We start from the raw sequence: 25,004 nt of genomic DNA, 5'->3' as shown, positions 1-25,004 counted from the left end.
ACGCGGAGCGCGACCGGCTCGGGCAACGGTGTGTTGTCGGTCTCTGTCGCACCGCGCACCACCGGCGCGGCGGGAAAACCGGTGGCGGGCTTCGCTAGGCTGGCAGATGCAATGACCAGGACAGCTAGCTCCGGAACCCGCGCGCTGCGCACCCGCCTGGCGGAGGTCTCGCTGCGCGACGAACACCGGCTCCGGCGCAAGCTCGACCGGGCGCGCCCCGACGACCTGCCCGCCCTCGAGGCCGAGATCGCCGCCGCCGCGACCCGCGTGGACAATCGCCGCGCGGCGCTGCCGCGGATCACCTACCCCGAACAGCTGCCCGTCTCGGCGCGCCGCGACGACATCGCCGCCGCCATCGCCGCCAATCAGGTCGTGATCGTGGCCGGTGAGACCGGTTCCGGCAAGACCACCCAGATCCCGAAGATCTGTCTGGAGCTGGGCCGTGGCATCCGCGGCACCATCGGGCACACCCAGCCGCGCCGGCTGGCCGCGCGCACCGTGGCCGAGCGCATCGCCGAGGAGCTGGGCACCGAGCTCGGTGACGTGATCGGCTACACCGTCCGGTTCACCGATCAGGCCTCGGATCGCACGCTGGTCAAGCTGATGACCGACGGCATCCTGCTGGCCGAGATCCAGCGCGACCGGATGCTGCGCCGCTACGACACGATCATCATCGACGAGGCGCACGAGCGCAGCCTCAACATCGACTTCCTGCTCGGCTATCTGAAGCAGCTGCTGCCCCAGCGGCCCGATCTCAAGGTGATCATCACCTCCGCGACCATCGACCCCGAGCTGTTCGCCCGCCATTTCGCGGCCGCCGACGGCACACCGGCGCCGATCGTCGAGGTCTCGGGCCGGTCCTATCCGGTGGAGCTGCGCTATCGCCCGCTGTCGCTGGAGCTGCCCGGGTCCACCGACGACGAGGACGACACCCGCATCGTCGACCGCGACCCCACCGATGCCATCGCCGACGCGGTGACCGAACTGTTCGCCGAGGGCGACGGCGATGTACTGGTGTTCCTGTCCGGCGAACGCGAGATCCGCGACACCGCCGACGCGCTGCGCGATCTGCGCCTGCCGCGTACCGAGATCGTCCCGCTGTACGCACGATTATCGGCGGCCGAGCAGCACAAGGTGTTCGCCCCGCACACCGGCCGCCGGGTGGTGCTGGCCACCAATGTCGCCGAGACCTCGCTGACGGTGCCCGGCATCCGCTACGTGATCGACCCCGGCACGGCCCGGATCTCGCGGTATTCGATGCGCACCAAGGTGCAGCGGCTGCCGATCGAACCGGTCTCCCAGGCCTCGGCGCGGCAGCGCTCGGGTCGCTGCGGCCGCGTGGCCGACGGCATCTGCATCCGGCTGTATTCCGAGGACGACTTCGAGTCCCGGCCCGCGTTCACCGAACCGGAGATCCTGCGTACCAATCTGGCCGCGGTCATCCTGCAGATGACCGCGCTGGGTCTGGGCGACATCGAGAGCTTCCCGTTTGTCGAGGCTCCGGATCGCCGTGCCATCCGAGACGGCATCGCGCTGCTGGAAGAACTCGGCGCACTGGCCCACGGCAGCGCGAAATCCGTGGACGGCGAAGCGGGTTCGGGTGGACATCTCACGCTCACGCCGATCGGGCGCGAGATGGCGCAGCTGCCGGTGGACCCGCGGATGGCGCGCATGCTCGTCGAAGCGCACCGCAACGGCTGCCTCGACGAGGTGCTGGTGATCGTGGCCGCGCTGTCCATCCAGGACGTGCGCGAGCGCCCGGTCGAGCATCAGCAGGCCGCCGACACCAAACACGCCCGCTTCACCGTCGAGGGGTCGGACTTCCTGGCGTATCTGCGGCTGTGGGACTACCTCACCGAGCAGCGCAAGTCGTTGTCGTCCAACCAGTTCCGCCGGATGTGCCGCGAGGAGTTCCTGCACTACCTGCGGATCAGGGAGTGGCAGGACCTGCACGGCCAGTTGCGCACCATCACCCGCGGCCTCGGCTGGAACGCGGCGACGGGTGGCGGCGCATCGTCGTCGGGTGGCGGCGCGACAGCAGGCCCGACGTCCACGGACGATGACAACCGGGCCGACGACCGCTCCGGGGCACGCCGCGGTCGTCGCGGCCGGTCGAATACCCAACGCGCGCTGCCGGAATCGGCCGGCGGAGACAGCGATGCGGCCACCCGCGGCGAGGGGCGGGCAGCGACGCGGCCAGCGGACGGCCGTTCTCGTCGCGGCGATGCGCGACAACACGACCGGCGCTCCGGCCAGGGCTCGACGGGACGGAAAGACGCTCAGCGGCAAGCGGATTCGTCGGTAGGAGCCGAGGACGACGCGATGCCGTGGCCCAGCGCGCAGATCCATCAGGCGCTGCTGGCGGGCATGCTCTCCCACATCGGGGTGCGCGAAGCGGAATCGCGCGAGTTCCTCGGCGCCCGCAATGCCAAGTTCATGATCTTCCCCGGCTCCTCGCTGGCCAAGAAACCACCGCGCTGGGTGATGGCCGCCGAGCTGGTGGAGACCTCGCGACTGTGGGGCCGGATCACGGCGAAGGTCGAGCCCGAGTGGGCCGAACGGCTCGCCGGCGATCTGGTGAAACGCACCTACTCCGAACCGCATTGGTCCTCGAAACGGGGTGCGGCGCGCGCCTACGAGCGGGCCACGCTCTACGGAGTGCCGCTGGTCACCGGCCGCCCGGTCGACTTCGGGCGCATCGACCCCGAACTCTCCCGCGAGCTGTTCATCCGCCACGCACTTGTCCAAGGCGAATGGCAGACCCGCCACGGCTTCTTCGCACGCAATCGTGCCCTGATCGATGACGTGGCCGATCTCGAACACCGGGCCAGGCGCCGCGACATACTCGTCGACGACGAGGTGCTGTTCGAGTTCTACGACCAGCGCGTGCCCGCCGACATCGTCTCGGTGCGTCACTTCGACTCCTGGTGGCGCAAGACCGAACGCCAGGACCCCGCGCTGCTGGACTTCTCGACCGACACCGTGGTCAACGCCGGTGCCGCCGCACTGGATCCGACCGACTTCCCCGACGCCTGGCGCCAGGGCGAACTCAGCTTCCCCCTGACCTACCAGTTCGAACCGGGCCAGGACGACGACGGCGTCACCGTACGCATCCCGGTGGAGCAGCTCGCGCACGTGCGCGCGGTCGGCTTCGACTGGCTGGTGCCCGGCATGCGCGAGGAACTCGCCGCCGCGTTCATCAAGACACTGCCGAAGACCTTGCGCCGCGCGGTCGTTCCCGCACCCGACTTCGCCGCCGCCGCGCTGCGCGGGCTGACCCCGCGCGCCGAACCACTGCGCACCGGCCTGTCCCGCGAGCTCTCACGGCTGGGTTCGGTGACGATCACCGCCGACGACCTCTCCCCCACCGCGCTGCCCGATCACCTGCGGATGACCTTCGCCGCGGTCGACCAGGGCGGCCGGGTACTGGCCAAGAACAAGAGCCTGGCACAGCTGAAAACCCAGCTGGCCGACCAGGTCTCGGCCTCGGTGGCCCGCGCCACGGCCGGTGCCGAACGCGCGCCCGCCACCGTGTGGACCTCCGAATCGCTGGGGTCGGTGGCGCCGACCGTGCGCCGCGAGGTCGCCGGGCAGACGGTGACCGGCTACCCGGCACTGGTCCCCGAGGGCGAGGGCGTGGCCGTGCGGGTGCTCAGTTCCCCCGCCGAGCAGGCCGCCGCCATGCGCGCGGGCGTGCGCACCCTGCTGCTCGCCGCCGTCCCGACCTCCACCAAGACGGTGACCGCCGGACTGCCCGCCGCCGACCGCCTCGCCTTGAGCCAGAATCCCGACGGCTCGCTCGACAAGCTGGTCGAGGACTGCCGGGTCGCCGCCGCCGACGAGCTCATCGCCGCGGCCGGTGGACCCGTGCGCACCCCCGCCGAGTTCGACAAGCTGGTGGCGACCGTGCGCCCGCAGCTGTCGAGCGCCGTCGCGGGACTCATCCGCTCGGTGACACCGGTCCTGGCCGCCGCCCACCAGGCCCGCGCGGCCCTGGCCGACACCGTCGAGGCCGATATCGCCGACGATGTCCGCCAGCAACTCGACGACCTGCTGTTCCCCGGCTTCGTCGCCGAGTGGGGTCGGACCCGGCTGCGCGAACTCCCCCGCTATCTGCTCGCGGCGGCCCAGCGGCTCGAGTCGCTGCCCGGGTCGGCGGTGCGTGACCGGCAGGGCATGGTCGAGGTCGACCGGATGCTGGCGGCCTACGACCGGCTCGTGCGCAGCCTGCCCGAGGGCCGCCGCAACGCGCGCGATGTCACCGAGATCTGGTGGATGATCGAGGAGTTCCGGGTCAGCGTGTTCGCGCAGAAGCTGGGCACGCCGTATCCGGTGTCGGCCAAGCGGATCGAGAAGGCGATCTCGGCGATCCGGCGCTGACCGGCGACGCCGAGCTCAGTCGGTCGCGACGGCGGCGGCCGCTCGCGCCTCGCGCATCTCGGTGATCTCGCGCTCGAAATCGGCTGCGCTGGTGAAGGATCGGTAGACCGAGGCGAACCGCAGGTAGGCCACCTCGTCGAGATCACGCAGCGGACCGAGGATGGCCAGCCCGACCTCGTGACTGGGCACCTCGGGAGATCCCTTGGCGCGCACCGCGTCCTCGACCTGCTGGGCCAGCAGGTTCAACGCGTCGTCGTCGACCTCACGCCCCTGACAGGCCCGGCGGACACCGACGATGACCTTCTCGCGACTGAACGGCTCGGTGACGCCGCTGCGCTTGACCACCGACAGGATCGCGGTCTCGACGGTGGTGAACCGGCGCCCACACGCCGGGCAGGATCGGCGACGACGGATCGCCGTGCCCTCCTCGACTTCCCGCGAGTCGACCACTCGCGAGTCGGGGTGTCGGCAGTACGGGCAATGCATCCGAGGGTTCCTTCGTCGAGGCGCACTCCATGGCTCTTGACAGGATACCGGTCACGAGTCCACGACCTGCCACTGCGTGGTCAGGTCGGCGATCACTTCCGGCATCCGGGCGATCAGCCTGCCCCGGTCGAGCTTGACCGGGAACGGCTCGCGGTACACCGTCACCGCGTGCGCCGGGTCGGCGGTGAGGTCGAGCTGGCGGGGCACCAGGTCGGCGGTGATGTAGGCCCAGCGGCTGTCGCGGTCGGCCCAGTTGAACGCGGGCAGCGGCATCCGCAGGCCCAGGGTGCTGCCCGGCAGCGGCGAGCGGACGGTGGCCGGCGCGTACACACCCGGCGCGCGGGTGCCGGGGACGGCGGGTTTGCCCGCGACGGTGGTGACGTAGGTCAGCACCCGGCCCATGCCGTGCCGCCCGGCCGCGGTCACATCCCACTGGCCGGCGACGACGTGGTTCTGCTCGCGGTCGGTCATCGCGACCAGCGCGTCCGCGCGACCGGCCACGGTGCCGCCGTCGATGCCCGCCCAGGCGGCGCGCAGCCGGTCGTCGAGCAGGCCCGCCGCGAACATCTCGTCGATGCCGGCCAGGCCGCGGGCGAGGTAGGCCTCGTGCATCGGGACCAGATCGGTGAAGATGTGCCGCTGCATGATCATCAGCCGGACCTGGTACCAGGCCAGATCGGCCGGGGTGAGCCGCGGCCCGAGCAGGGCGAGTCCGGCGATGTCGGCGGGGACCGCGGCGACGAGTTCGGGCGGGGTGGCGCGCAACAGGTCGGCAACGGCCGAACCGAGCTGGTGGATGCCCTCGACCGAGAGCACCGCGCCGATGTCGCTGACGTCGAAGAAGCCGGAGGCGAAGGACCCGCCCGCGATCCCGGCCAGACCCGCCCAGTAGAAGTCGGGCCGGGCGGCGGCGATGCGGAAGTAGTTCACATAGACCTGGGTGAAGATCGCCGTGTTCGCCGCGACGCCGCGTTCGGGTGCCCACGCGGTCAGGTCGATGGCCGCGTTGCCGGCCGCGACGACGAACCAGTACTGATGCAGCAGCGTCGCGTAGCGGGCCGGGGCGATGCCGTCGGCCCTGGCCTGGTCGAGCGCCGCCCGCAGCTCGGGTTCGGTCAGCGGTAGCGCGGGGTGCAGGCCGCCGCCGAATTCACCCTCGGCGTTGACCGCGGGGAGGTCCAGGTAGTCGGCGTAGGCGGGCGTGGCCCGTGCGGTGGGCGCGAGCAGGGCGCCCACGAGCAGACAGAGCAACACAGCGATCGAACAGCGGCGCACGTGACCTCGCATCCGGCTTCGACCGGGGCGCGAGCCCGCCCCGGCTCAGGATGCCGTCACGGTAGCAACGTGTTCTAGTTTTGGTGCGCGTTTCGAAAACGTCTTCCGTACAGCCGTTTTCGCGCTAGCGCACCGGCTCGGGCAGACCGCCCGCCGGGAAGGACTCGGAGATGCCGGGAACCGGGACCTCGACACGGTCACCGAAGCCGCCCGCGCGCAGGTGTGCCAAGCCGAGGAACGCCACGACGATCAGCGCGGTCGCCAAGGCCGTCACCGCCAGTGCCGCGAAGCCGCGCTGGGCCTGCTCGACCCGGCGCACCGGGTGCACCCCCCGCGCGGTCCCGACGGCACGCACCGGACCGCGATCGTAGAGCGACAGGTCGTTGCGCGGACCACGCCGCGGGCCACGCTCGGCCGGGGCGAGCTCGCGACGGCGACGCACCGGCTCGGTGCGCGGGACCGTCGCGAAGGCGAGATCGAGTTCGGCGTCGGTGAGATCGAAGGGCCTGGTTCGCCGTTCACCCACGCCGGGCGCGGGGGCGAAGGCGATGGCGCGCCCGACGATATCGGCAGGGGCGGGCACGGCGGCACGGGCGGCACGCGGGGCGGACTGGACGACGATGCTGCGCGCGGTGGTGCGGCGCGCCGGTGCCTGCGTGATCGCGGCCGAGCGGGCAGCGGTTTCCGCGGGCGTGCGAAGTCCTTGCTCCCACGCCGCCGAGGGACGCCGCACGCCGCGAACCAGCGTGAAATTCCGTGCGGCACGCGCGGACCGGCGACGGCGGAGCACGGGCTCCGGGGCGGCGACGGGATCGAAGGAACGCAGGGCGCTGCTCGCTGTGCTCATCGGAAGAACCTCCGGGGTGGTGTGCTCCGCTGCTGAAGGAAAAGTGCTGGTGAGGCGTCGGCGCCTCGTGGTGTTCGAACATGTGTGCGACGAACTGATGTTCGATTTCTACCACGCGGCGGCGCCGATGTCAGCACGAAACGCCCGACATGCTCGAACAGATGTTTGATAGTTCGGCGTGGCACGACTAGCCTCGGAAAGGCGAATTCGACAACGGGAAGGGCGGGACAGGGTGACCCACACAGACGACACGGGTGACGAAAGCGCTACCGGCACCGTCACATCGGGATCCGGCGAGGATCTCACCGTGCGTCAGCGCACGGTCCTCGATGTCATCCGCAGCTCGGTGACCGAACGGGGCTATCCGCCCAGCATCCGCGAGATCGGCGACGCGGTCGGCCTCACCTCCACCTCCTCGGTGGCCCACCAGCTGCGCGCGCTCGAACGCAAGGGCTACCTGCGCCGCGACCCGAATCGTCCGCGCGCGGTGAACGTCCGCGGGCTCGACGAGGCGGTCCGCTCGGTGACCACCCTGCCGGTCGCCCCGGCCGAGGAGGCCGACGCGAGCCGCCCGACACCCACCTTCGTCCCGGTCCTCGGCCGGATCGCCGCCGGTGGGCCGATCCTGGCCGAGCAGGCCGTGGAGGACGTGTTCCCGCTCCCCCGCGAACTCGTCGGCGACGGATCGCTGTTCCTGCTCAAGGTCGTCGGCCAGTCGATGGTCGACGCCGCCATCTGCGACGGCGACTGGGTGGTCGTGCGCCAGCAGAACGTCGCCGAGGGCGGCGACATCGTGGCCGCCATGATCGACGGCGAGGCCACCGTGAAGACCTTCAAGCGCAGCGGCAAGGACGTGTGGCTGATGCCGCACAATCCGCACTTCGAGCCGATTCCCGGCAACGACGCCCAGATCCTGGGCAAGGTCGTCACCGTCATCCGCAAGGTCTAGCGCACGCTCGCGTCCATCTCCCAGATCAGCACCTCGGCGGCGGTCATCGCGGTCACGCGGTGGCCGCCCGTCGCGGTCAGGCGCACGACGTCACCCTGGTCGAGCACGCCGTGACCCTCGTAGCCGACGGTGCCGCGGGCGATGAACACGTGCCCGTAGGGCGCGTCGGGAACGGTGATCGAGTGACCGGGGTCGAGCCGGGCCACATGGAAGGTGGCGTGCCGGTTCCCGATGCCGATCGCGGTCTCGGACCGGTAGCGCGGCATTCCGGACGCGACCGGGACCAGGACGTTGCGGCGCAGCTCCTCGGCGATGTCGAGTTCCTGATAGCTCGGGTCGACGCCCGGCGTATCCGGCGGAATCCACATCTGGACCACGTGTAGGCGCTCGCGTTCGCGCAGCCCGGCGCCGTTGCGTTCGGAATGCAGGATGCCCGAACCCGCGCTCATCCGCTGCGCGAGGCCGGGATGGATCACCCCGGAGTTCCCGGCCGAATCCTGGTGCACCACAGAGCCTTCCAGCACCCAGGTCAGGATCTCGGTATCGCGATGCTGGTGGGTGTCGAAGCCCTCGCCCGGACCGACGACGTCCTCGTTGTGCACCAGCAGCAGACCGTGCGCGTGGTCCTCGAGCACGAAATTGCCGGTGACCGGGAACGACTGGCGCGAGTCGAGCCACTCGTTCCACCAGCGCCTGCGCTGACCACTCGCGATCACCTCGACCTGTGCCATCACCGCCACCTCTCGACTATGCGGACCAAGGTCCGCATAGTCGACAACGCGGTGCGCGCGGTGCGCATTCCGCACCCACCGCGCGGGTCAGCACCTCACCAGGGCAGCGCGCCACGCAGACGGCCGACCAGCGTGCGGCCGGAATCCCGGTCACGCTCGTTGAACAGGAACTGCAGTTCCTCTTCCAGGCCCTTGCGGACGACATCGCGCAGGTCCTCGGCGGCGCTGTCGAGGTCGTCGGCCTCGAGCCACGGCGTCGGATCGATGGGCGCGCCCGCGGAGAAATAGAACCGCTCGGGCCGGGGCAGCGGCGTGGGGCCGATCCCCTTGACCAGCGGCGGATTCAGTTCGGGATTGATGCCGAGCAGGCTGCACGTCCAGCGCAGCGGGCGCATCACCGGATGCTGGCCGTCGAAGACGATGTCATAGGCGTCGTCGATGCCGATCATCGCCAGCGGCACGATCGGCACGCCCGCCTGGATCGCCATCCGCGCGAATCCGGTCCGGCCCTCCCACTTGAGCACGTACTTCTCGCCCTTGCGGCGGATCGCCTCGCGGCCACCGCCGGGGAACACCACCACCGCCTCGCCGCGCTCGAGCAGCGTCAGGCAGTTCGCCCTGGTACCGCGCACCGCGCCGAAGCGATGCAGGAACTCGCGCACCCCCGGCACCATCAGCACGTGCTCGGCCAGTCCGCGCACCAATCTGCCGCGTTCCCGCAGAATCGCGGGCATCAGCAGCGGCGCGTCGATCCCGCCGAGCAGATTGTGGTTGGCCACGATCAGGACCGGCCCCTGCGCCGGAATATTGTCCAGGCCGAAGAAGCGCGGACTCGCCCAGGCCCGTACCGGCGCGAACAACGCCTCGAAGGCCCGGATCTCCCATTCGCTCGGCGTCGGATTCAACGGCGCGCCGTCGGAGAGAGTGTGACCGCCCTGCTCGGCCACCTCGGTTCCGTTTCCATTCACAACTTCTTGACCCCGCTGGTCGTTCGACATAACACCCTCCTGCTGTCGACAATCGACCATAGCTCCCGAAAAAGGCTGTGTCGCATCGACGTTTACCGCTACCGAGCGGCAAACCCGTCCGCCGTGATCAGCTCGGCACGGCCTCGGCCGGACCGGAATGCGCGTACTCCGACAGCGCGGCGGCCAGGGCGTGCGGCACCCGGGCGCGCACGCGCGTGCCACCTTCCTCGTGGTCGGAGGAGATGATCCGGCCGTCGGCGTGGATACGCGCGAGCAGATCGCCGCGACTGTAGGGCAGCAGCACACTGATGTCGACATCGAGTCCGCCGAGCACCTCCGAGAGCCGCTCGCGCAACTCCTCGATACCGGCACCGGTCTGCGCGGAGACGAAGGCCGCCTGGGGCAGCAGACCGCGCAGGCGGGTGAGCTCGTTGGGATCGGCGGCGTCGATCTTGTTGACGACCAGCAGTTCCGGCGGTGCGGCGGTGCCCTGCTCCTTGATCACGTCGGTGATCACCTCGCGCACGGCCCTGATCTGCTCGAGCGGCAGCGGATCGGATCCGTCGACGACGTGCAGCAGCAGGTCCGCGCCGGTCACCTCCTCCAGCGTGGAGCGGAAGGCCTCGACCAGCTGGGTCGGCAGGTGGCGGACGAAGCCGACGGTGTCGGTGAAGACCATCTCGCGGCCGTCGTCGAGCGCGGCGCGGCGGGTGGTCGGGTCGAGGGTGGCGAACAGGGCGTCCTGCACCAGCAGGCCCGCCCCGGTCAGCGCGTTCATCAGACTGGACTTGCCCGCGTTGGTGTAGCCGACGATGGCCACCGAGGGCACGCCGCTGGCGCTGCGGCGCGCGCGCATGGTGTCGCGGGCGGTCTTCATCTCCCGGATCTCGCGGCGCAGTTTGGCCATCCGCTCGCGGATGCGCCGACGGTCGGTCTCGATCTTGGTCTCACCGGGACCACGCAGGCCGACGCCGCCGTTGCTGCCCGCGCGACCACCGGCCTGCCGCGACATCGACTCACCCCAGCCGCGCAGGCGCGGCAGCATGTACTCCATCTGTGCGAGCGCGACCTGGGCCTTGCCCTCGCGGGAGGTGGCGTGCTGGGCGAAGATGTCGAGGATCAACGCGGTGCGGTCGATGACCTTCACCTTCACGACCTTCTCCAGCGCGGTGAGCTGGGCGGGGGTGAGTTCACCATCGCAGATCACGGTGTCGGCGCCGGTGTCGAGGACCACGGTGCGCAGTTCCTCGGCCTTGCCGGAGCCGATGTAGGTGGCCGGATCGGGCTTGTCGCGGCGCTGGATCAGGCCTTCGAGGACCTCCGAGCCCGCGGTCTCGGCGAGCGCGGCCAACTCGACCATGCTCGCGTCGGCCTGCGCGGAACTGCCGGTGGTCCACACCCCGACCAGCACGACCCGTTCCAGCCGGAGCTGGCGGTATTCGACCTCGGTGATGTCGGTGAGTTCGGTGGAGAGCCCGGCGACGCGGCGCATCGAGGTGCGCTCGTCGAGCTGCATCTCACCGACGGTGGGCTCGGCGGCCCAGCCGGGCTGCTTCATGCGGGCCGCGTGGCGGGCCAGCGCATCGTCGACGTCGCCGCGGTCGGCGGCTGCGCCGGGATCGGCCGCGGTGGTCGGCTCGGCCGATGTGGGGTCTGTGGGTGCTTCTGGTTTCGTCATACGCCCTCCATGCTGCCACGTCACGGTGACAGAGCGCATCCGGTTATCGCCCTACTGCGCGTCCCACCAGTCCCGCGAGAGGGTGCCGGTGGCCACCAGGACCGAGGGGCCGCGCAGCCAGGCGCGCCCGTCCGCGATCCCGACGCGCACCTGCCCGCCGGGCACCCGCACCGTCACCTCGCCGGTTCCGGTGCCGATCGACACACCCGCCGAGGTCAGCGCGGCGGCGGCCGCGGCGACGGTTCCCGTTCCGCAGGACCGGGTCTCGCCGACGCCACGCTCGTAGACGCGCATGTCGACGGCGCCCTCGGCGTCCAGGGCGGTGAGGATCTCGACGTTGACCCCGTGCGGGAACAGGTCGGGATCGAAGCCGGGCGAGACGGTGAGATCGAGCTTGGCCAGCGCGTCGGCGGTGAGTCCGGCATCGACGCAGGCCAGGTGCGGATTGCCGACATCGATGCCGATCCCGGGCAGCGCCCAGCCGGCCAGCGTGGCGGTGGAGGGGCCCAGCTCGCGGACCTGTCCCATGTCGACGGTGACCTCGCCCTCGGTCACCCCGGCCGCGTGCACGACCACCGGACGCGCGCCCGCGCGACTGCCGACGACGTACTCGGTACGCGCCTCCAGCCCGGTCGCGGTGAGATAGTGCGCGAACACCCGCACCCCGTTGCCGCACATCTCGGCGATCGAGCCGTCGGCGTTGCGATAGTCCATGAACCAGTCCGCCGCGCCGACCCCGTCGGGCAGCGCGTCGAGCACCCCCGCGTCGAGCAGCGCACCCGCCGTCGCGACGCGCAGCACGCCGTCGGCGCCGAGACCGCGCTGCCGATCGCACAGCGCGGCGACCCGGTCGACGGTCAGGTCGAGCTGCACCCGCGGGTCGGGCAGCACCACGAAATCGTTCTGGGTGCCGTGGCCCTTGCTGAATTCGATGTCGGACACGTTCGTCATTCTCCTCTGCGTCGTCGGCGCGGCCGCTACCGGGCGAAGGTGCGCCGCTGCCGGGCGATCTCGTAGAGGCTGATCGCGCCCGCCGAGGGCGCGCCCAGCGAGCTGGCGGTGCCGCCCATCGGGATGGTCACCAGGTCGTCGCAGGCCTCCGCCCACGCCGCGCTCATCCCGCTGGTCTCGTTGCCGACGACCAGGATCGTGGCCTCGGTGAAGTCGTGGTCGTAGATCGTCGACGGCGCGTCCTCGTCGGTGCCGACGATGCGGGTCGGGATGCCGCGGGCGATCTGGCGATCGCGGAACTCGAGGACCTGGCCGGGTCCGGCGGTGCGCAGCACCGGCATCGCGAACAGCGAGCCGGTGGAGGCGCGCACCGACTGCGGGTCGAACTGGTCGGCGCCGTGTCCGGTGACGATCACCCCGGACGCGCCGAAGGCATCCGCCGAGCGGATCAGGGTGCCCAGGTTGCCGGGCGAGTTCGGGCGATCGAACACCACCACGACCGGGGCGTGCTCCCCCGGTTCGCCGGGCGCGTAGTCGGCCAGCTCGGGCTGACGCGAGACCGCGACGGCGACGATCTCGGGCACGCTCGCGGCCTTCTCCCCCAGTTCGGCCATCAGCTCGGGCACCAGTCCGACCTGCGGCACGTCGGCGGTGTCGAGTACCTCGCGCGCCCAGCTCGACAGTTCCGGGGTGCCGAGGCGGTAGAGCAGCGTCTCGAGCGGCCAGTCGTTGGCCAGCGCCTGGGTGATCGGGCGCACGCCCTGCACGAGGAACCGGCCGTCACGATGACGTTTCGTCCGGTTGTTGAGGTAGGCCTGCCACACCTGCACCGAGGCGTTGCGGGTACTCACTCGTCGCGTCACTGCGCTGTCCGTCCTGTCGGGTCCGCTGGGTGAAGGGAGAGCCGCGCCAGCGCGGTCGCGGCGAGCTCGGGGTCGGCGCCGTCGACCCAGACCACCCTGGGATCGCGGCGGAACCACGACCGCTGCCTGCGCACGTACCGGCGGGTGCCGATCAGGGTGCGCTCGCGGGCGTGGGCGAGATCGTCTTCGCCGTCGAGGTAGGCCAGTACCTGGGCGTAGCCGATGGCGCGGCGCGCGGTCTGGCCCTCGCGCAGACCCACCTCGATCAGGGCGCGCACCTCCTCGACCAGTCCGGCCTCGAACATCAGCGCCGTGCGGGCCTCGATCCGGGCGTCCAGCGCCGCGGTCTCCCGGTCGACGCCGAGGATGCGCGTGTCCCAGCGCGGCGTGCCGATGGTGGGGGCCGAGGCGGCGAAGGGTTTGCCGGTCAGTTCGACCACCTCGAGCGCGCGCACCATCCGTCGGCCGTCGGTGGGCAGGATGGTGGCCGCCGCGGCGGGGTCGGCCGCGCGCAACGCCGCGTGCACCGCCTCGACGCCACCTTCGGCGAGCAGTGCTTCCCAGCGGGCGCGCACCGCCGGATCGGTGGCCGGGAAATCCCACTGGTCGAGCAGGGCCTGGACGTACATCATCGAGCCACCGACGACGACCGGGGTGTGCCCGCGCGCCATGATGTCCTCGACGATCGCACTCGCCGCGCTCTGATAGGCGGCGACGGTCGCGGTCTCGGTGACATCGAGGACGTCGAGCAGGTGGTGCGGGATACCGCGGCGCTGCTCGGGCGGCAGTTTCGCGGTGCCGACATCCATGCCGCGATAGAGCTGCATCGCGTCGATGTTGACGATCTCGCCGTCGAGCCGTTCGGCGAGGTCGAGCGCGAGGTCGGATTTTCCGGTGGCGGTGGGACCGACGACGGCGATCGGACGCCTGCTGCTCACTCGTCGCTGCCTTCCGGTCCGGTCGATCGCCACACGCTCACGTCGTAGGCGACGCCGTAGGGCGCGCCCTGGTAGAGGGTACGCACCCGCGGATCGGCCGGATCACCGGCGAACAGGCCGCCCAGCGCCTGGTAGGCGGCGCGGCCGTCGAGCAGCAGTCGCGCGCACAGGTCCGGTTCCAGCACGGCCAGGCCCGCGCGCGAACCCGCGCGCAGGGCGGTGTCGAGGTCGTGTTGCACCGCGGCGGCGCGGTCGTCGAGGTAGCCGGGTGCCTTGACCGTCAACGTCGCGGCGCCGTCGGCCACGACGAGCACCGCGTGCGGGATCGGATCGGCGTCGAGTTCGGCGCGCAGCGCGGCGCCGGCCCGCGCGCACTCCCGCGGCGCGGTGTCGGCGGCCAGCAGACGCGCGCGCACCGAGACCCCGGGCGCGACCTGCTCGCGCAACCATCCGGCGATCAGCACCGGCAGCGGAAGCTGGGGGTCTGCTGGAACCGGCACCGACTGCGCCGGGCCGAGCCCGACGACGACATCGGCGCCGAAACCGCGAAAGGTACCCCTGGTCGCCGGCCCGAAGTTCTGGTCGTCGGCACCGACGCCGAGGACCGTCCACCGGTCGGCGACGGCGGCGAGCGCGGCCGCGGCGTCGAGGGCGGCGGCGCGCAGCACCGCGATCGGGTCGTCGGAGGCACCGCCGGGCAGCTCGCCGCGTCCGCACAGCGCGGGCACCAGCATCGGCGGCGACGGGACCAGGGCCGCTATCGAGAACACGCGGTAACCGTAGCCGCCCGGCGGGCGCGGGGCCGCACCCGGCGCACCGCCACCCGAGGGGAGTCCGCGAGTGTCCGGCGTGGTGATACCCGCTGGGATTGCTAGTGTTTTCAGGTGCGACTACCCACGTCGTCCGGGACGAAAACCCAGGAAATCCGGTATCCGATCCACGGGATCGATGGTTTCCGACGCTCGAACCGGGTTCAATGGGATGTGCTAGGGCGTAACCAGGCAGCCGTGACGCGCGGCAGGGACGGAGAGCAATGACCGACAGCAACGGAACCGCGAAGCCCACCCCCGGTCCGGGTCCGCGACCGTCCGGCGCCCCCAAGCCCGGCGGCAAGTCCCCGCGCCCGCCGAAGCCGCACGCCGTGAAACCGGCGCCGGGCCCCGATCAACCGCACCCGCACGCCGTCGTCGTGCCCGCCGCCACCAACCCCGCCGAGTGGGGCCGCGTGGACGAGGACGGCACCGCCTGGGTGAAGACCGCCGACGGCGAACGCGTCATCGGTTCCTGGCAGGCGGGCAACCCCGCCGAGGGCCTCGAACACTTCGGCCGCCGCTTCGACGATCTCGCGACCGAGGTCGCCCTGCTCGAGGCCAGGCTGGCCGCCGGCGCCGACGCCCGCAAGACCAAGGCCGCCGCGCTCGCGCTGGCCGAGACCCTGCCCACCGCCGCCGTCATCGGTGACATCGACGCGCTGACCACCCGTCTGCAGGCCATCACCGAGCACTCCGAGGAAGCCGCCGCGCACGCCAAGGAGGAGAAGGAACGCGCCCGCCACGAGCACACCGAGCGCAAGGAAGCCCTCGCCGCCGAGGCCGAGCAGATCGCCGCCGAATCCACCCAGTGGAAGCACGCGGGCGACCGGCTGCGCGAGATCCTCGACGAGTGGAAGTCCATCCGCGGGGTGGACCGCAAGGTCGACGACGCCCTGTGGAAGCGCTACTCCAAGGCCAGGGAGGCGTTCAACCGCCGCCGCGGCGCGCACTTCGCCGAGCTCGACCGCGAACGCGCCTCGGCCAAGACGCGCAAGGAAGAGCTGTGCGTGCGCGCCGAGGAGCTGTCGGGTTCCACCGACTGGACCGGCACCGCCGCGGTGTTCCGCGATCTGCTCACCGAGTGGAAGGCCGCGGGCCGCGCGCCGCGCGAGGCCGACGAGGCACTGTGGCGGCGGTTCAAGAGCGCCCAGGACGTGTTCTTCGCCGCCCGCAACGCGGCGGTCTCCGAGCGCGACGCCGAGTTCGAGCACAATGCCACCGCCAAGCAGGAACTGCTGCGCGCCTACGAGCACATCGACCCGGCCACCGGGCTCGAGGCCGCCCGCAACGCGCTGCGCGAACTGCAGGACAAGTGGGACGCCGTCGGCAAGGTGCCGCGCGAGCGCATGCAGGAGCTGGAAGGCAAGCTGCGCGCGATCGAGAAGCGGGTCCGCGACGCCGCCGATCAGCAGTGGCGCCGCACCGACCCGGAGGCCGTGGCCAGGGCCGCGCAGTTCCGTGAGCGGGTCGCCCAGTTCGAGGAGCAGGCCGCCAAGGCCACCGCGGCGGGCAAGAAGCGGGACGCGGAGAAGGCGCTCGAGCAGGCGCAGCAGTGGCGCGAGTGGGCCGAGGCCGCCGAAGGCGCCGTCAGCAATCTCTGAGGACGAGACGAGGAAACCCCCGGCCTGATGGCCGGGGGTTTCTTTTTCGGGTCCTATTCGCCGGTGAGGCGTCTGCGGTCGCGGTCCTCGGCTTCGCGGGCCGCGTTGCGGCGCTGTTCCTCGGCGGCGAGCTGCACGGCCGTGCGGCTCCAGACGACGCGGATCCAATGGAAGGTGAGCACCATGATCGCGATGGTGCCGAGGATCAGGCCGATGCCGGGACCGGCGCCCTGGTAGTTGTCCAGACCGGGGGTCTGGCGATGCCAGATCGAGAGCACACCGAACACGCTGCCCACCGCCGAGCCCGCGCAGGCCAGCCAGGCCAGCACCCAGCGACGGGTGGTCAGGGCCAGCAGCGAGAAGCCGACGCCGAACACGATGACCAGCCAGACGAAGATCCGCGAGGGCAGGCCGATGTGTTCGATCCCCGCGACCTCGGTGTTGAGCAGCACGTCGAAGCCGCGCGCGGCGCCCGCGGTCGGCAGCACCAGCGAGATCAGCAGCGCGAAGACCGCACCCGCGACCACCAGCGCCCGCGCGCCGGGATCGATCTCGCCGGCGATGCGGCGTTCCACCGCGTCGAGCTCACCACGGAACTGCTCGAATTCCTGGTCGTTCTGCACCGGGTTCACCGCGTTCTCGCTCCTGTCCGCAGACTGATCGTCGCTGGGCTCGTGTGCGCCGGGCTCCACTGTGCCATCCCCGCGCGACGCGCCCGCACCCGACCCACTACGACCAGTAGTAGCGTCGGGCTCCTCCGGGGTACTCACGAGCAGCCGGTCGAGCAGCCGCTGGTCACCGGCTCGACCGCGGGCGCGCCGATGCGCGGCAGTCCGAGGCCGACACCGATCGGTTCGGTCTTGGGGGTCACGCCGCGTTCGTGCGCGTCGCCCGCCCTGGTCCGCCGGTGCGACTTCACCACGCCGTCGGCGATCAGGTGATGCGGAGCCGCCTCGGTGATGTCGACGGTGACGACGTCGCCGGGCCGGATCCCCGACGCGTCACCGGGCCGGAAATGCACCAGCCTGCCGTCGCGCGCCCGGCCGCTCATCCGCGCGGTCGCCGCGTTCTTCTTGCCCGCGCCCTCGGCGACGAGCAGTTCCACCTCGGTGCCGATCAGCGCCTGATTGCCTTCGAGGGAGACCTGCTCCTGCAGCGCGATCAGCCGCTCGTAGCGCTCCTGCACCACCGCCTTGGGCAGCTGGTCGGGCAGCTCGGCGGCGGGCGTGCCCGGCCGCTTGGAGTACTGGAAGGTGTAGGCGCTGGTGAACCGGGCCCGGCGCACCACGTCCAGGGTCTCCTGGAAGTCCTCCTCGGTCTCGCCGGGGAAGCCGACGATGATGTCGGTGGTGATCGAGGCGTGCGGCATGGCCGCGCGCACCTTGTCGATGATGCCGAGGAAGCGCTGCTTGCGGTAGGACCGGCGCATCGCCTTGAGCACCCGGTCCGAACCGGACTGCAGCGGCATGTGCAGCTGAGGGCAGACGGTGGGGGTCTGCGCCATCGCCTCGATGACGTCGTCGGTGAACTCGGCCGGATGCGGTGAGGTGAAGCGCACCCGCTCGAGGCCCTCGATCTGCCCGGTCGCGCGCAGCAGCTGGGCGAAGGCGCCGCGATCGCGTGGCTGTTCGGGATCGACGAAGTTCACGCCGTAGGAGTTCACGTTCTGGCCGAGCAGGGTCACCTCGAGCACGCCCTGGTCGACCAGCGCCTGCACCTCGGCGAGCACGTCACCGGGGCGGCGGTCGACCTCCTTGCCGCGCAGCGCGGGCACGATGCAGAAGGTGCAGGTGTTGTTGCAGCCCACCGAGATCGACACCCAGCCTGCGTAGGCCGATTCACGCTTGGCGGGCAGGGTGGACGGGAAGGCCTCGAGCGATTCCAGGATCTCGACCTGGGCCTGTTCGTTGTGGCGGGCGCGCTCGAGCAGCACTGGCAGCGAGCCGATGTTGTGTGTGCCGAACACCACATCGACCCAGGGGGCTTTACGCACGACGGTGTCGCGATCCTTCTGCGCGAGGCAGCCCCCGACGGCGATCTGCATCCCGGGTCGGCCCTGCTTTACCGGTGCCAGATGACCCAACGTGCCGTAGAGTTTGTTATCGGCGTTCTCACGCACCGCGCAGGTGTTGAACACCACCAGGTCGGGAGTGTCCTGAGGTGCGGCTTTGACGTAACCCGCGTCTTCGAGCAGACCGGACAAACGTTCGGAATCGTGGACGTTCATCTGGCAGCCGAAGGTGCGGACCTCGTAACTGCGGGCCTGGGTCGCCACACGCTCCGCCACGTTCTGTCCGTTCGAATCCACGGGTCAAGAGTACGACCCGCACATACCGTGGTCTGCGCCGACTCCACGAAGTCGGCCACGATACCGGGACGTTACCGACCGGTGTCATTTCGGCGTGCCGCGAGCGCGAGTCGCGGAAAGCGGGGCAAATCTCCGAATTGCGCATAAGGTTTCTCACCATGACCGACGACGCCGCACCCGCGACCGGGAATGCCGACGCCGCTGCCACTGCCGCCGCGCCGCCGATGATCTCGATGCGCAACGTGGACAAACACTTCGGTGACCTCCACGTTCTGCGCAATATCAACCTCGAAGTGCCCCGCGGGCAGGTCGTGATCGTCCTGGGCCCCTCGGGCTCGGGGAAGTCCACCCTGTGCCGCACCATCAACCGCCTCGAACCGATCGACTCCGGCGACATCGCCATCGACGGTGTCGCCCTGCCCGCCGAAGGCAAAGCGCTCGCCGCGCTGCGCGCCGAGGTGGGCATGGTGTTCCAGTCGTTCAATCTGTTCGCGCACAAGACAATTCTGGAAAACGTGATGCTCGCGCCGCTGAAGGTGCGCGGGATCAAGAAGGACGAAGCACGCAAGCACGCGTACGCCCTGCTCGAGCGCGTCGGCATCGCCAACCAGGCCGACAAGTACCCGGCTCAGCTCTCCGGTGGCCAGCAGCAGCGCGTCGCCATCGCGCGCTCGCTGGCGATGGACCCGAAGGTGATGCTGTTCGACGAACCCACCTCCGCGCTGGATCCGGAGATGGTCAACGAAGTACTCGAGGTGATGGTCTCGCTGGCCAAGGAGGGCATGACGATGCTCGTCGTCACCCACGAGATGGGCTTCGCCCGCCGTGCCGGTGACCGGGTGCTGTTCATGGCCGACGGCGAGGTCGTCGAGGACACCGAACCGGAAACGTTCTTCACCGCCCCGAGCTCGGATCGCGCCAAGGACTTCCTCGGCAAGATTCTCAGCCACTGACGGCCGTCAACACCACCGATAGAGGAGAAGGAAACTCGATGAGGATCAATCGTGCGATGCGCGTCGGAATCGGCGCCGCGGCACTGGCACTGGCGGCCACGCTCACCGCGTGTGGCGGCGGGGACGGCAAGTCCCTGACCGAGAACGCCAGTGAGGGCAAGCTGACCGTCGGCATCAAGTTCGACCAGCCGGGCATCGGCCTGCGCAACACCGACGGCACCTACAGCGGCCTCGATGTCGAGGTCGCCAAGTACGTCGCCGAGAAGCTGGGCGTCAAGGCCGAGGACATCACCTTCAAGGAAGCGCCCTCGGCCCAGCGCGAGACGCTGATCGAGAACGGCCAGGTCGACTTCATCGTCGCCAGCTACTCGATCACCGACTCCCGCAAGCAGAAGGTCGATTTCGCCGGTCCGTACTACATCGCCGGTCAGGACCTGCTGGTGCGCGCCGACAACACCGACATCACCGGCCCGGACTCGCTCGACGGCAAGAAGGTCTGTTCGGTGAAGGGTGCCACCCCGGCGCAGAACATCGAGAAGAACTTCCCGCAGGCGCAGCTGCAGACCTACGACACCTACTCGCTGTGCATCGAGGCGCTGCGTGGTGGCGCGATCGACGCGGTGACCACCGACAACGTCATCCTGGCCGGTTACGCCGCGCAGGCGCCGGGTACCTACAAGCTGGTGAACGAGACCTTCACCACCGAGAACTACGGCATCGGCCTGAAGAAGGGCGACACCGAGGGCCGGACCAAGATCAACGACGCGATCGAGGAGATGATCGCCGACGGTTCGTGGAAGGCCGCGCTGGAGAAGTCCTTCGCCGGCACCGGCTTCGCGATCCCCGAGCCGCCCACCGTCGATCGCTACTGATCACCACCGCGGCGGTGGCCGGGTGTGCCCGAGCCACCGCCGCGGTGTCTTTCCGCTGGCCCTTTCACATCGATCGGAGGACGCGCGTCCGTGTTCGACCTGATCTCGAGGTATGACTCCCAAATCCTCGATGCCTTCTGGGTGACCATCAAGCTGACGTTCTTCTCGGCGATCGGCGCGCTGATCATCGGCACCGTCGTCGCCGGTATGCGAGTGTCGCCCATCCCGGTCGCGCGCTGGGTAGGCTCCGCCTACGTCGCGATCTTCCGCAACACCCCCCTGACCCTGATCATCGTGTTCTGCTCCCTCGGCCTCTACACGACCCTGGGCTGGAAGCTGGCCGGTGATTCGCTGGCGGACAACAACTATCGCTGGGCCATCCTCGGATTGAGCGTCTACACGGCGGCTTTCGTGTGTGAGTCGCTGCGCTCCGGCATCAACACCGTGGCGCTCGGGCAGTCCGAGGCCGGTCGTTCACTGGGCTTCGGTTTCGCCCAGAACCTGCGTCTCGTGGTGCTGCCGCAAGCGTTTCGCGCGGTCATCGCGCCGCTGGGCAGCGTGCTGATCGCGCTGACGAAGAACTCGACCATCGCCTCGGCGATCGGTGTCGGCGAGGCGGCCTTCCTGATGAGTGTGATGAACGAGAACGAGGCCGCGGTGCTCGCGATCGGTGCGATCTTCGCCCTCGGCTTCGTTGTGCTCACCCTGCCCACCGGCCTGTTCTTCGGCTGGCTGGCCAAGCGATTCGAGGTGGCGCGATGAGTGCAAGCGCTTCGGTACTGTTCGACGCCCCCGGCCCTCGCGCGCGGTTGCGGCATCGCCTCTACTCGGTGCTGGTCGTGGTCGTGCTGGTCGCCGCGGGCTGGTGGCTGTACAACGCCTTCGCCGAAAAGGACCAGTTCACCGCTGAGAAGTGGAAGCCGTTCCTGGAAGCCGACGTCTGGAAGACCTACCTGCTGCCCGGTCTCGAGGGCACCCTGGTGGCGGCCGCGATCTCGATCGTGTTCGCGGTGATCTTCGGCATGGTCTTCGGCATCCTCCGGCTGTCCGATCACCGGTGGGTGCGCTGGACCGCGGGCGCGATCGTCGAACTGGCCCGGGCGATCCCGGTGCTGATCCTGATGATCTTCCTGTTCGCGGTGTTCGGCAGCTACAAGGTCTTCCCGTCCGATCAGCTGGCGCTGGCCGCGGTCGTCATCGCGCTGGTCATCTACAACGCCTCGGTCATCGCCGAGATCGTGCGCGCCGGCATCCGGTCACTGCCCAAGGGCCAGTCCGAGGCCGCGGTGGCGCTCGGTCTGCGCAAGAACCAGCTGATGCGGCTGGTCCTGCTGCCGCAGGCGATCACCGCGATGCTGCCCGCGCTGGTGTCGCAGATGGTGGTCGTCCTCAAGGACACCGCACTGGGCTACCAGATCACCTATGTGGAACTGGTTCGCTCCGGTCAGCAGGTGGGTGCCTCGCAGCAGAACACGATCCCCGCGCTGATGGTCGTCGCGCTGATCATGATCACGCTGAACCTGGCGCTGACCTTCCTGGCGACGACGCTGGAGAAGCGGCTGCGGTCGCGGCGCAAGAAGGGCACGGCGGTGGTGGCCGCCGATTCGATCCTCACCGACGCCGCCCCCGGCGTCGACATCACCAAGAAGTAGCAGACACGACGAGAGCGGGGCCCGGTCCATCAGGATCGGGCCCCGCTCTCGTCGCGGTGCTAGTCGTCGCCGAGCAGACCGGAATCGCGCAGCAGCACGCCGATCTCGGTGTCCTCGAGCTTCTTGATCAACCGATTGCGGACGAAGTCCGGGCCCGGCAGGCTCACCTCGGCGCCGTCGCGCAACCGGCTGGTCGCCGCGAGCAGCGAGCGGATGTCGTAGGTGGAATCGAACACCTCCGGCACCCCGCGTTCGATGTCGAGCAGCCGGTAGGCCGCCTCCATCCCGGTGCGCACCGAGTACTCGGTGGTGAAGATGCAGTCGCGGCTGGTCTCGGCGAACTGGCCGATGAAGGCGAAGTTGACCGCCCCCGGCGGCACCACGTCCGGCCGGTCACCGGCCTTGCGCGGCATGAAGAACGCGGTCACGTACGGCATCATCACCGGCACGCAGGTCGCGGCGTCGGCGGCCAGCGCCGGGATCTCGGACTCGGGCACGCCCAGGTGGTAGAGCCACTCCTGGGTGATCTCCTCGCCCGTGCAGTCCTGCATCGTCTTGTTCACGAAGTCGCCGAGCCGGTCGACGAACAGCGCGTACACCCACACCACGATCTGATCGGGTGACTGCTGTTTGAAGTGCGGCTGCCGGTTGACCGTCCAGCTCATCAGCCACGCCGAGTCCTTCACCGTGACGATGCCGCCGGTGACCACCTTGCCACTGAACGGGTCCCGCTTGGCGATCGTCTCGATGTAGCGCGGGATCCGCTTGTCGAGGGTGGTGACCGTCGCCGATTCCCACTTCGTCTGCGGGATGTGGGAGCCGAACACATCGGGACGGCCGAACGACGGGTCCTTCTTCGCGATCCGCCGCCACAGATCCCAGGCGGGCGCCGGACCCTCGTCCAGCTTGGCGGGAGTGTGCTGGTCGCCCTCGTCGGAGTTCTCGGTGAGCGAGCCGATGGTGGCCAACACCAGATCGTTAGCGGTCAGCTCGACCCCGCCGGGCTCGCCGTCGGCGACCCAGTGGATCCGGGTCGCCTGCTTGCGCTCGCCGGTGATGTCGAAGTCGATGTCGGTGACCTCGGTGTCGAACCGGAAGGTCACGCCCTGGTCGAGCAGCCACCGATACAGCGGCAGTACCAGCGATTCGTACTGGTTGTACTTGGTGAACTTCAGCGCCGAGAAGTCGGGCAGGCCACCGATGTGGTGGATGAACCGGTGCAGGTACAGCTTCATCTCGAGCGCGCTGTGCCATTCCTCGAAGGCGAACATCGTGCGCCAGTACAGCCAGAAGTTGCTCGCCAGGAAGTCCTTGCCGAACACCTCGTCGATGCGCTTGTCCTCCATCTCCTCCCGCGTCGCCAGGAACACCTTCACGATGTCCTTCTGCGCGCGGTCGGTGAGGGTGAACAGGCCGTCGGTGTGCGCGTCCTGACCGCGTTTCACCGTCGCCCGCTGCAGCGAGAAGTTGGGGTCGTCCTTGTTGAGCCAGTAGAACTCGTCGAGCACGCTGGCGCCCTCGATCTCGAGGGAGGGCACGGTGCGGAACAGGTCCCACAGACACTCGAAGTGGTTCTCCATCTCGCGGCCACCGCGAATGACGAACCCCTTCTTCGGTTTCTTGATCCCGTCGAGCGCGCCGCCGGGCAAGGGCAACCGCTCCAGGATGGTGATCTTGTCGCCGGCGAGCTGCCCGTCGCGGATCAGGAACGCCGCACCCGACATCGAGGCCAGTCCGGCGCCGACGAACCAGGCCGACTTGTCGTCGACCCCCTCGGGCTTGCGGGGACGGGCGAACGCTTCGTAATTGCCACTGCTGTAGTACATCCGAGCTCCTTCGTCCGATCCGGATACGACGTAGCAGCTAGGCCGGGTACTGGTAGAACCCCTCGCCGGAGGCCACGCCGAGCTTGCCCTTGTCGATGTAGTTGTCCTTGAGCCAGGCCGCGAGCTTCTTGCCGTCACCGTCGGTGTTGGCCAGGATGTTGTACGGGGTGGTCAGGCCGATGATGTCGAGGATCTGGAACGGGCCCATCGGCGAGCCGGTGGCGATGCGCCAGGTCTCGTCGACCGCGGCCGGTTCGGCGTATCCGCCCGCGGCCAGGGCGATTCCGGAGTTGAGGAACGGTACGAGCAGCGAGTTGAGGACGTAGCCCGCCTTCTCCTTGTGCAGTTCGATCGGCACCATCCCGATGGCCTTCGCGAAGTCGACGACCGCGCCGAACACCTGCGGATCGGTCTGGGTGGTACCCATGACCTCGGCGGTGTTGAACTTCCAGACCCGGTTGGCGAAGTGCAGGGCCAGGAATCGGTCGGGGCGACCGGTGTATTCGACCAGGTCGCTGGGGAGCAGGGTGGAGGAGTTGGTCGCGAACACGGTGCGCTCGGGGGCCAGGTCACCGAGCTTGCTGTAGAGGTCGCGCTTGATGGCGAGGACCTCGGGGACGGCCTCGATGATCAGGTCCGCCTCGGCCGCGGCGGCGGCCAGGTCATCGGTCACGGTGATGCCGGCCGCGGTGGTCGCGGTGTTGTCGGCGTCGGCGCCCTCGACCTCCTGCTGATAGGTCGCGGCGAGTCCGTCGAAGCGTTTGCGGGCCGCGGTGAGCGCAGCGTCGTCGATGTCGTAGGCGGTGACGTCGAAGCCGTGGAACGCGGTCTGGAACGCGATCTGGGAACCGAGCACCCCGGTGCCGAGAACGGTCACCTTGCGGAATTCGATGGTCATGGATCCCATCATGGAC

Annotated in this window: 21 protein-coding genes; 7 read left to right on the top strand and 14 right to left on the bottom strand. The window is 69.8% G+C overall.

Annotated elements, in window-relative coordinates; all coding sequences use genetic code 11:
* Positions 1 to 111 precede the first annotated feature (111 nt).
* A complete protein-coding gene (gene hrpA / locus ACFVVM_RS00880; protein ID WP_387611549.1) occupies positions 112 to 4,380 on the top strand; it encodes an ATP-dependent RNA helicase HrpA in 4,269 nt (1,422 codons plus the stop codon).
* A gap of 15 nt (positions 4,381 to 4,395) precedes the next feature.
* Here hrpA and nrdR read toward each other — a convergent pair whose 3' ends face one another.
* From nrdR to ACFVVM_RS00865, 3 genes are all read right to left on the bottom strand, one after another.
* Complete coding sequence (nrdR, locus tag ACFVVM_RS00875) at positions 4,396 to 4,866, bottom strand: transcriptional regulator NrdR (RefSeq protein ID WP_387611547.1); 471 nt, start codon at positions 4,864 to 4,866, stop codon at positions 4,396 to 4,398.
* A gap of 51 nt (positions 4,867 to 4,917) precedes the next feature.
* The gene (locus ACFVVM_RS00870) at positions 4,918 to 6,120 is read right to left on the bottom strand and encodes a hypothetical protein (protein WP_387611544.1); all 1,203 of its coding nucleotides are present in this window, start codon (positions 6,118 to 6,120) and stop codon (positions 4,918 to 4,920) included.
* A 145-nt stretch (positions 6,121 to 6,265) separates the two neighbouring features.
* Positions 6,266 to 6,988, bottom strand: coding sequence for a hypothetical protein (locus ACFVVM_RS00865; protein WP_387611541.1), 723 nt, complete (start codon positions 6,986 to 6,988; stop codon positions 6,266 to 6,268).
* A gap of 232 nt (positions 6,989 to 7,220) precedes the next feature.
* Between ACFVVM_RS00865 and lexA the strand changes: the two genes are divergently transcribed.
* Positions 7,221 to 7,937 (top strand): transcriptional repressor LexA, encoded by a 717-nt coding sequence (gene lexA / locus ACFVVM_RS00860; RefSeq protein ID WP_071929150.1) that lies wholly within the window; start codon positions 7,221 to 7,223, stop codon positions 7,935 to 7,937.
* On the opposite strand, the gene ACFVVM_RS00855 is transcribed toward lexA, so the two are convergent.
* The 7 genes from ACFVVM_RS00855 to ACFVVM_RS00825 form a co-directional block, all read right to left on the bottom strand.
* A complete protein-coding gene (locus tag ACFVVM_RS00855) occupies positions 7,934 to 8,668 on the bottom strand; it encodes a pirin family protein (protein WP_387611539.1) in 735 nt (244 codons plus the stop codon). The genes lexA and ACFVVM_RS00855 overlap by 4 nt on opposite strands.
* Positions 8,669 to 8,763: 95 nt before the next feature.
* A complete protein-coding gene (locus tag ACFVVM_RS00850; protein WP_387611536.1) occupies positions 8,764 to 9,615 on the bottom strand; it encodes a lysophospholipid acyltransferase family protein in 852 nt (283 codons plus the stop codon).
* 148 nt (positions 9,616 to 9,763) lie between these two features.
* Positions 9,764 to 11,194 carry a GTPase HflX gene (gene hflX / locus ACFVVM_RS00845; RefSeq protein WP_387616685.1) on the bottom strand — a complete coding sequence of 477 codons (1,431 nt, stop codon included), beginning with the start codon at positions 11,192 to 11,194 and terminating at the stop codon, positions 9,764 to 9,766.
* 171 nt (positions 11,195 to 11,365) lie between these two features.
* A complete protein-coding gene (dapF, locus tag ACFVVM_RS00840; RefSeq protein ID WP_387616683.1) occupies positions 11,366 to 12,247 on the bottom strand; it encodes a diaminopimelate epimerase in 882 nt (293 codons plus the stop codon).
* Between the two features lie 44 nt (positions 12,248 to 12,291).
* Entirely contained in the window at positions 12,292 to 13,128 is an 837-nt protein-coding gene (locus ACFVVM_RS00835; protein WP_387611534.1) for a TrmH family RNA methyltransferase, read from the bottom strand.
* Entirely contained in the window at positions 13,125 to 14,066 is a 942-nt protein-coding gene (gene miaA / locus ACFVVM_RS00830; protein ID WP_387611532.1) for a tRNA (adenosine(37)-N6)-dimethylallyltransferase MiaA, read from the bottom strand. Before miaA ends, ACFVVM_RS00835 begins: the two co-directional genes overlap by 4 nt.
* On the bottom strand, positions 14,063 to 14,836 hold the full coding sequence (locus tag ACFVVM_RS00825) for a hypothetical protein (protein ID WP_387611529.1): 774 nt from the start codon (positions 14,834 to 14,836) through the stop codon (positions 14,063 to 14,065). Before ACFVVM_RS00825 ends, miaA begins: the two co-directional genes overlap by 4 nt.
* Before the next feature lie 263 nt (positions 14,837 to 15,099).
* Between ACFVVM_RS00825 and ACFVVM_RS00820 the strand changes: the two genes are divergently transcribed.
* Positions 15,100 to 16,479: a DUF349 domain-containing protein gene (locus ACFVVM_RS00820; protein ID WP_387611526.1), complete on the top strand. Its 1,380-nt coding sequence runs from the start codon at positions 15,100 to 15,102 to the stop codon at positions 16,477 to 16,479.
* A 53-nt stretch (positions 16,480 to 16,532) separates the two neighbouring features.
* On the opposite strand, the gene ACFVVM_RS00815 is transcribed toward ACFVVM_RS00820, so the two are convergent.
* Both ACFVVM_RS00815 and miaB read right to left on the bottom strand, forming a co-directional pair.
* Positions 16,533 to 17,111: a hypothetical protein gene (locus ACFVVM_RS00815; protein WP_387611523.1), complete on the bottom strand. Its 579-nt coding sequence runs from the start codon at positions 17,109 to 17,111 to the stop codon at positions 16,533 to 16,535.
* A 134-nt stretch (positions 17,112 to 17,245) separates the two neighbouring features.
* Positions 17,246 to 18,787, bottom strand: a complete 1,542-nt coding sequence (gene miaB / locus ACFVVM_RS00810; RefSeq protein WP_387611520.1) for a tRNA (N6-isopentenyl adenosine(37)-C2)-methylthiotransferase MiaB — start codon at positions 18,785 to 18,787, stop codon at positions 17,246 to 17,248.
* Positions 18,788 to 19,011: 224 nt separating this feature from the next.
* Here miaB and ACFVVM_RS00805 point away from each other — a divergent pair, with 224 nt between their 5' ends.
* From ACFVVM_RS00805 to ACFVVM_RS00790, 4 genes are all read left to right on the top strand, one after another.
* Positions 19,012 to 19,740: an amino acid ABC transporter ATP-binding protein gene (locus ACFVVM_RS00805; protein WP_387616681.1), complete on the top strand. Its 729-nt coding sequence runs from the start codon at positions 19,012 to 19,014 to the stop codon at positions 19,738 to 19,740.
* A 38-nt stretch (positions 19,741 to 19,778) separates the two neighbouring features.
* Positions 19,779 to 20,612, top strand: a complete 834-nt coding sequence (locus ACFVVM_RS00800; RefSeq protein WP_387611517.1) for a glutamate ABC transporter substrate-binding protein — start codon at positions 19,779 to 19,781, stop codon at positions 20,610 to 20,612.
* Between the two features lie 90 nt (positions 20,613 to 20,702).
* On the top strand, positions 20,703 to 21,374 hold the full coding sequence (locus ACFVVM_RS00795; protein WP_387611515.1) for an amino acid ABC transporter permease: 672 nt from the start codon (positions 20,703 to 20,705) through the stop codon (positions 21,372 to 21,374).
* A complete protein-coding gene (locus ACFVVM_RS00790) occupies positions 21,371 to 22,264 on the top strand; it encodes an amino acid ABC transporter permease (protein ID WP_387611512.1) in 894 nt (297 codons plus the stop codon). The genes ACFVVM_RS00795 and ACFVVM_RS00790 overlap by 4 nt, the downstream gene beginning before the upstream one ends.
* Positions 22,265 to 22,323: 59 nt before the next feature.
* Here the strand turns inward: ACFVVM_RS00790 and ACFVVM_RS00785 are convergent, their stop codons facing one another.
* Entirely contained in the window at positions 22,324 to 24,090 is a 1,767-nt protein-coding gene (locus ACFVVM_RS00785) for an oleate hydratase (protein ID WP_387611509.1), read from the bottom strand.
* A gap of 37 nt (positions 24,091 to 24,127) precedes the next feature.
* Positions 24,128 to 24,988 (bottom strand): 3-hydroxyacyl-CoA dehydrogenase, encoded by an 861-nt coding sequence (locus ACFVVM_RS00780; protein ID WP_387611506.1) that lies wholly within the window; start codon positions 24,986 to 24,988, stop codon positions 24,128 to 24,130.
* Positions 24,989 to 25,004 lie beyond the last annotated feature (16 nt).

The sequence above is a fragment of the Nocardia sp. NPDC058176 genome (genome assembly GCF_042883805.1).
Lineage (GTDB): Bacteria > Actinomycetota > Actinomycetes > Mycobacteriales > Mycobacteriaceae > Nocardia.
Note: the sequence above shows the minus strand (reverse complement) of the source record. Positions and strands in the feature narration are given on the sequence as shown.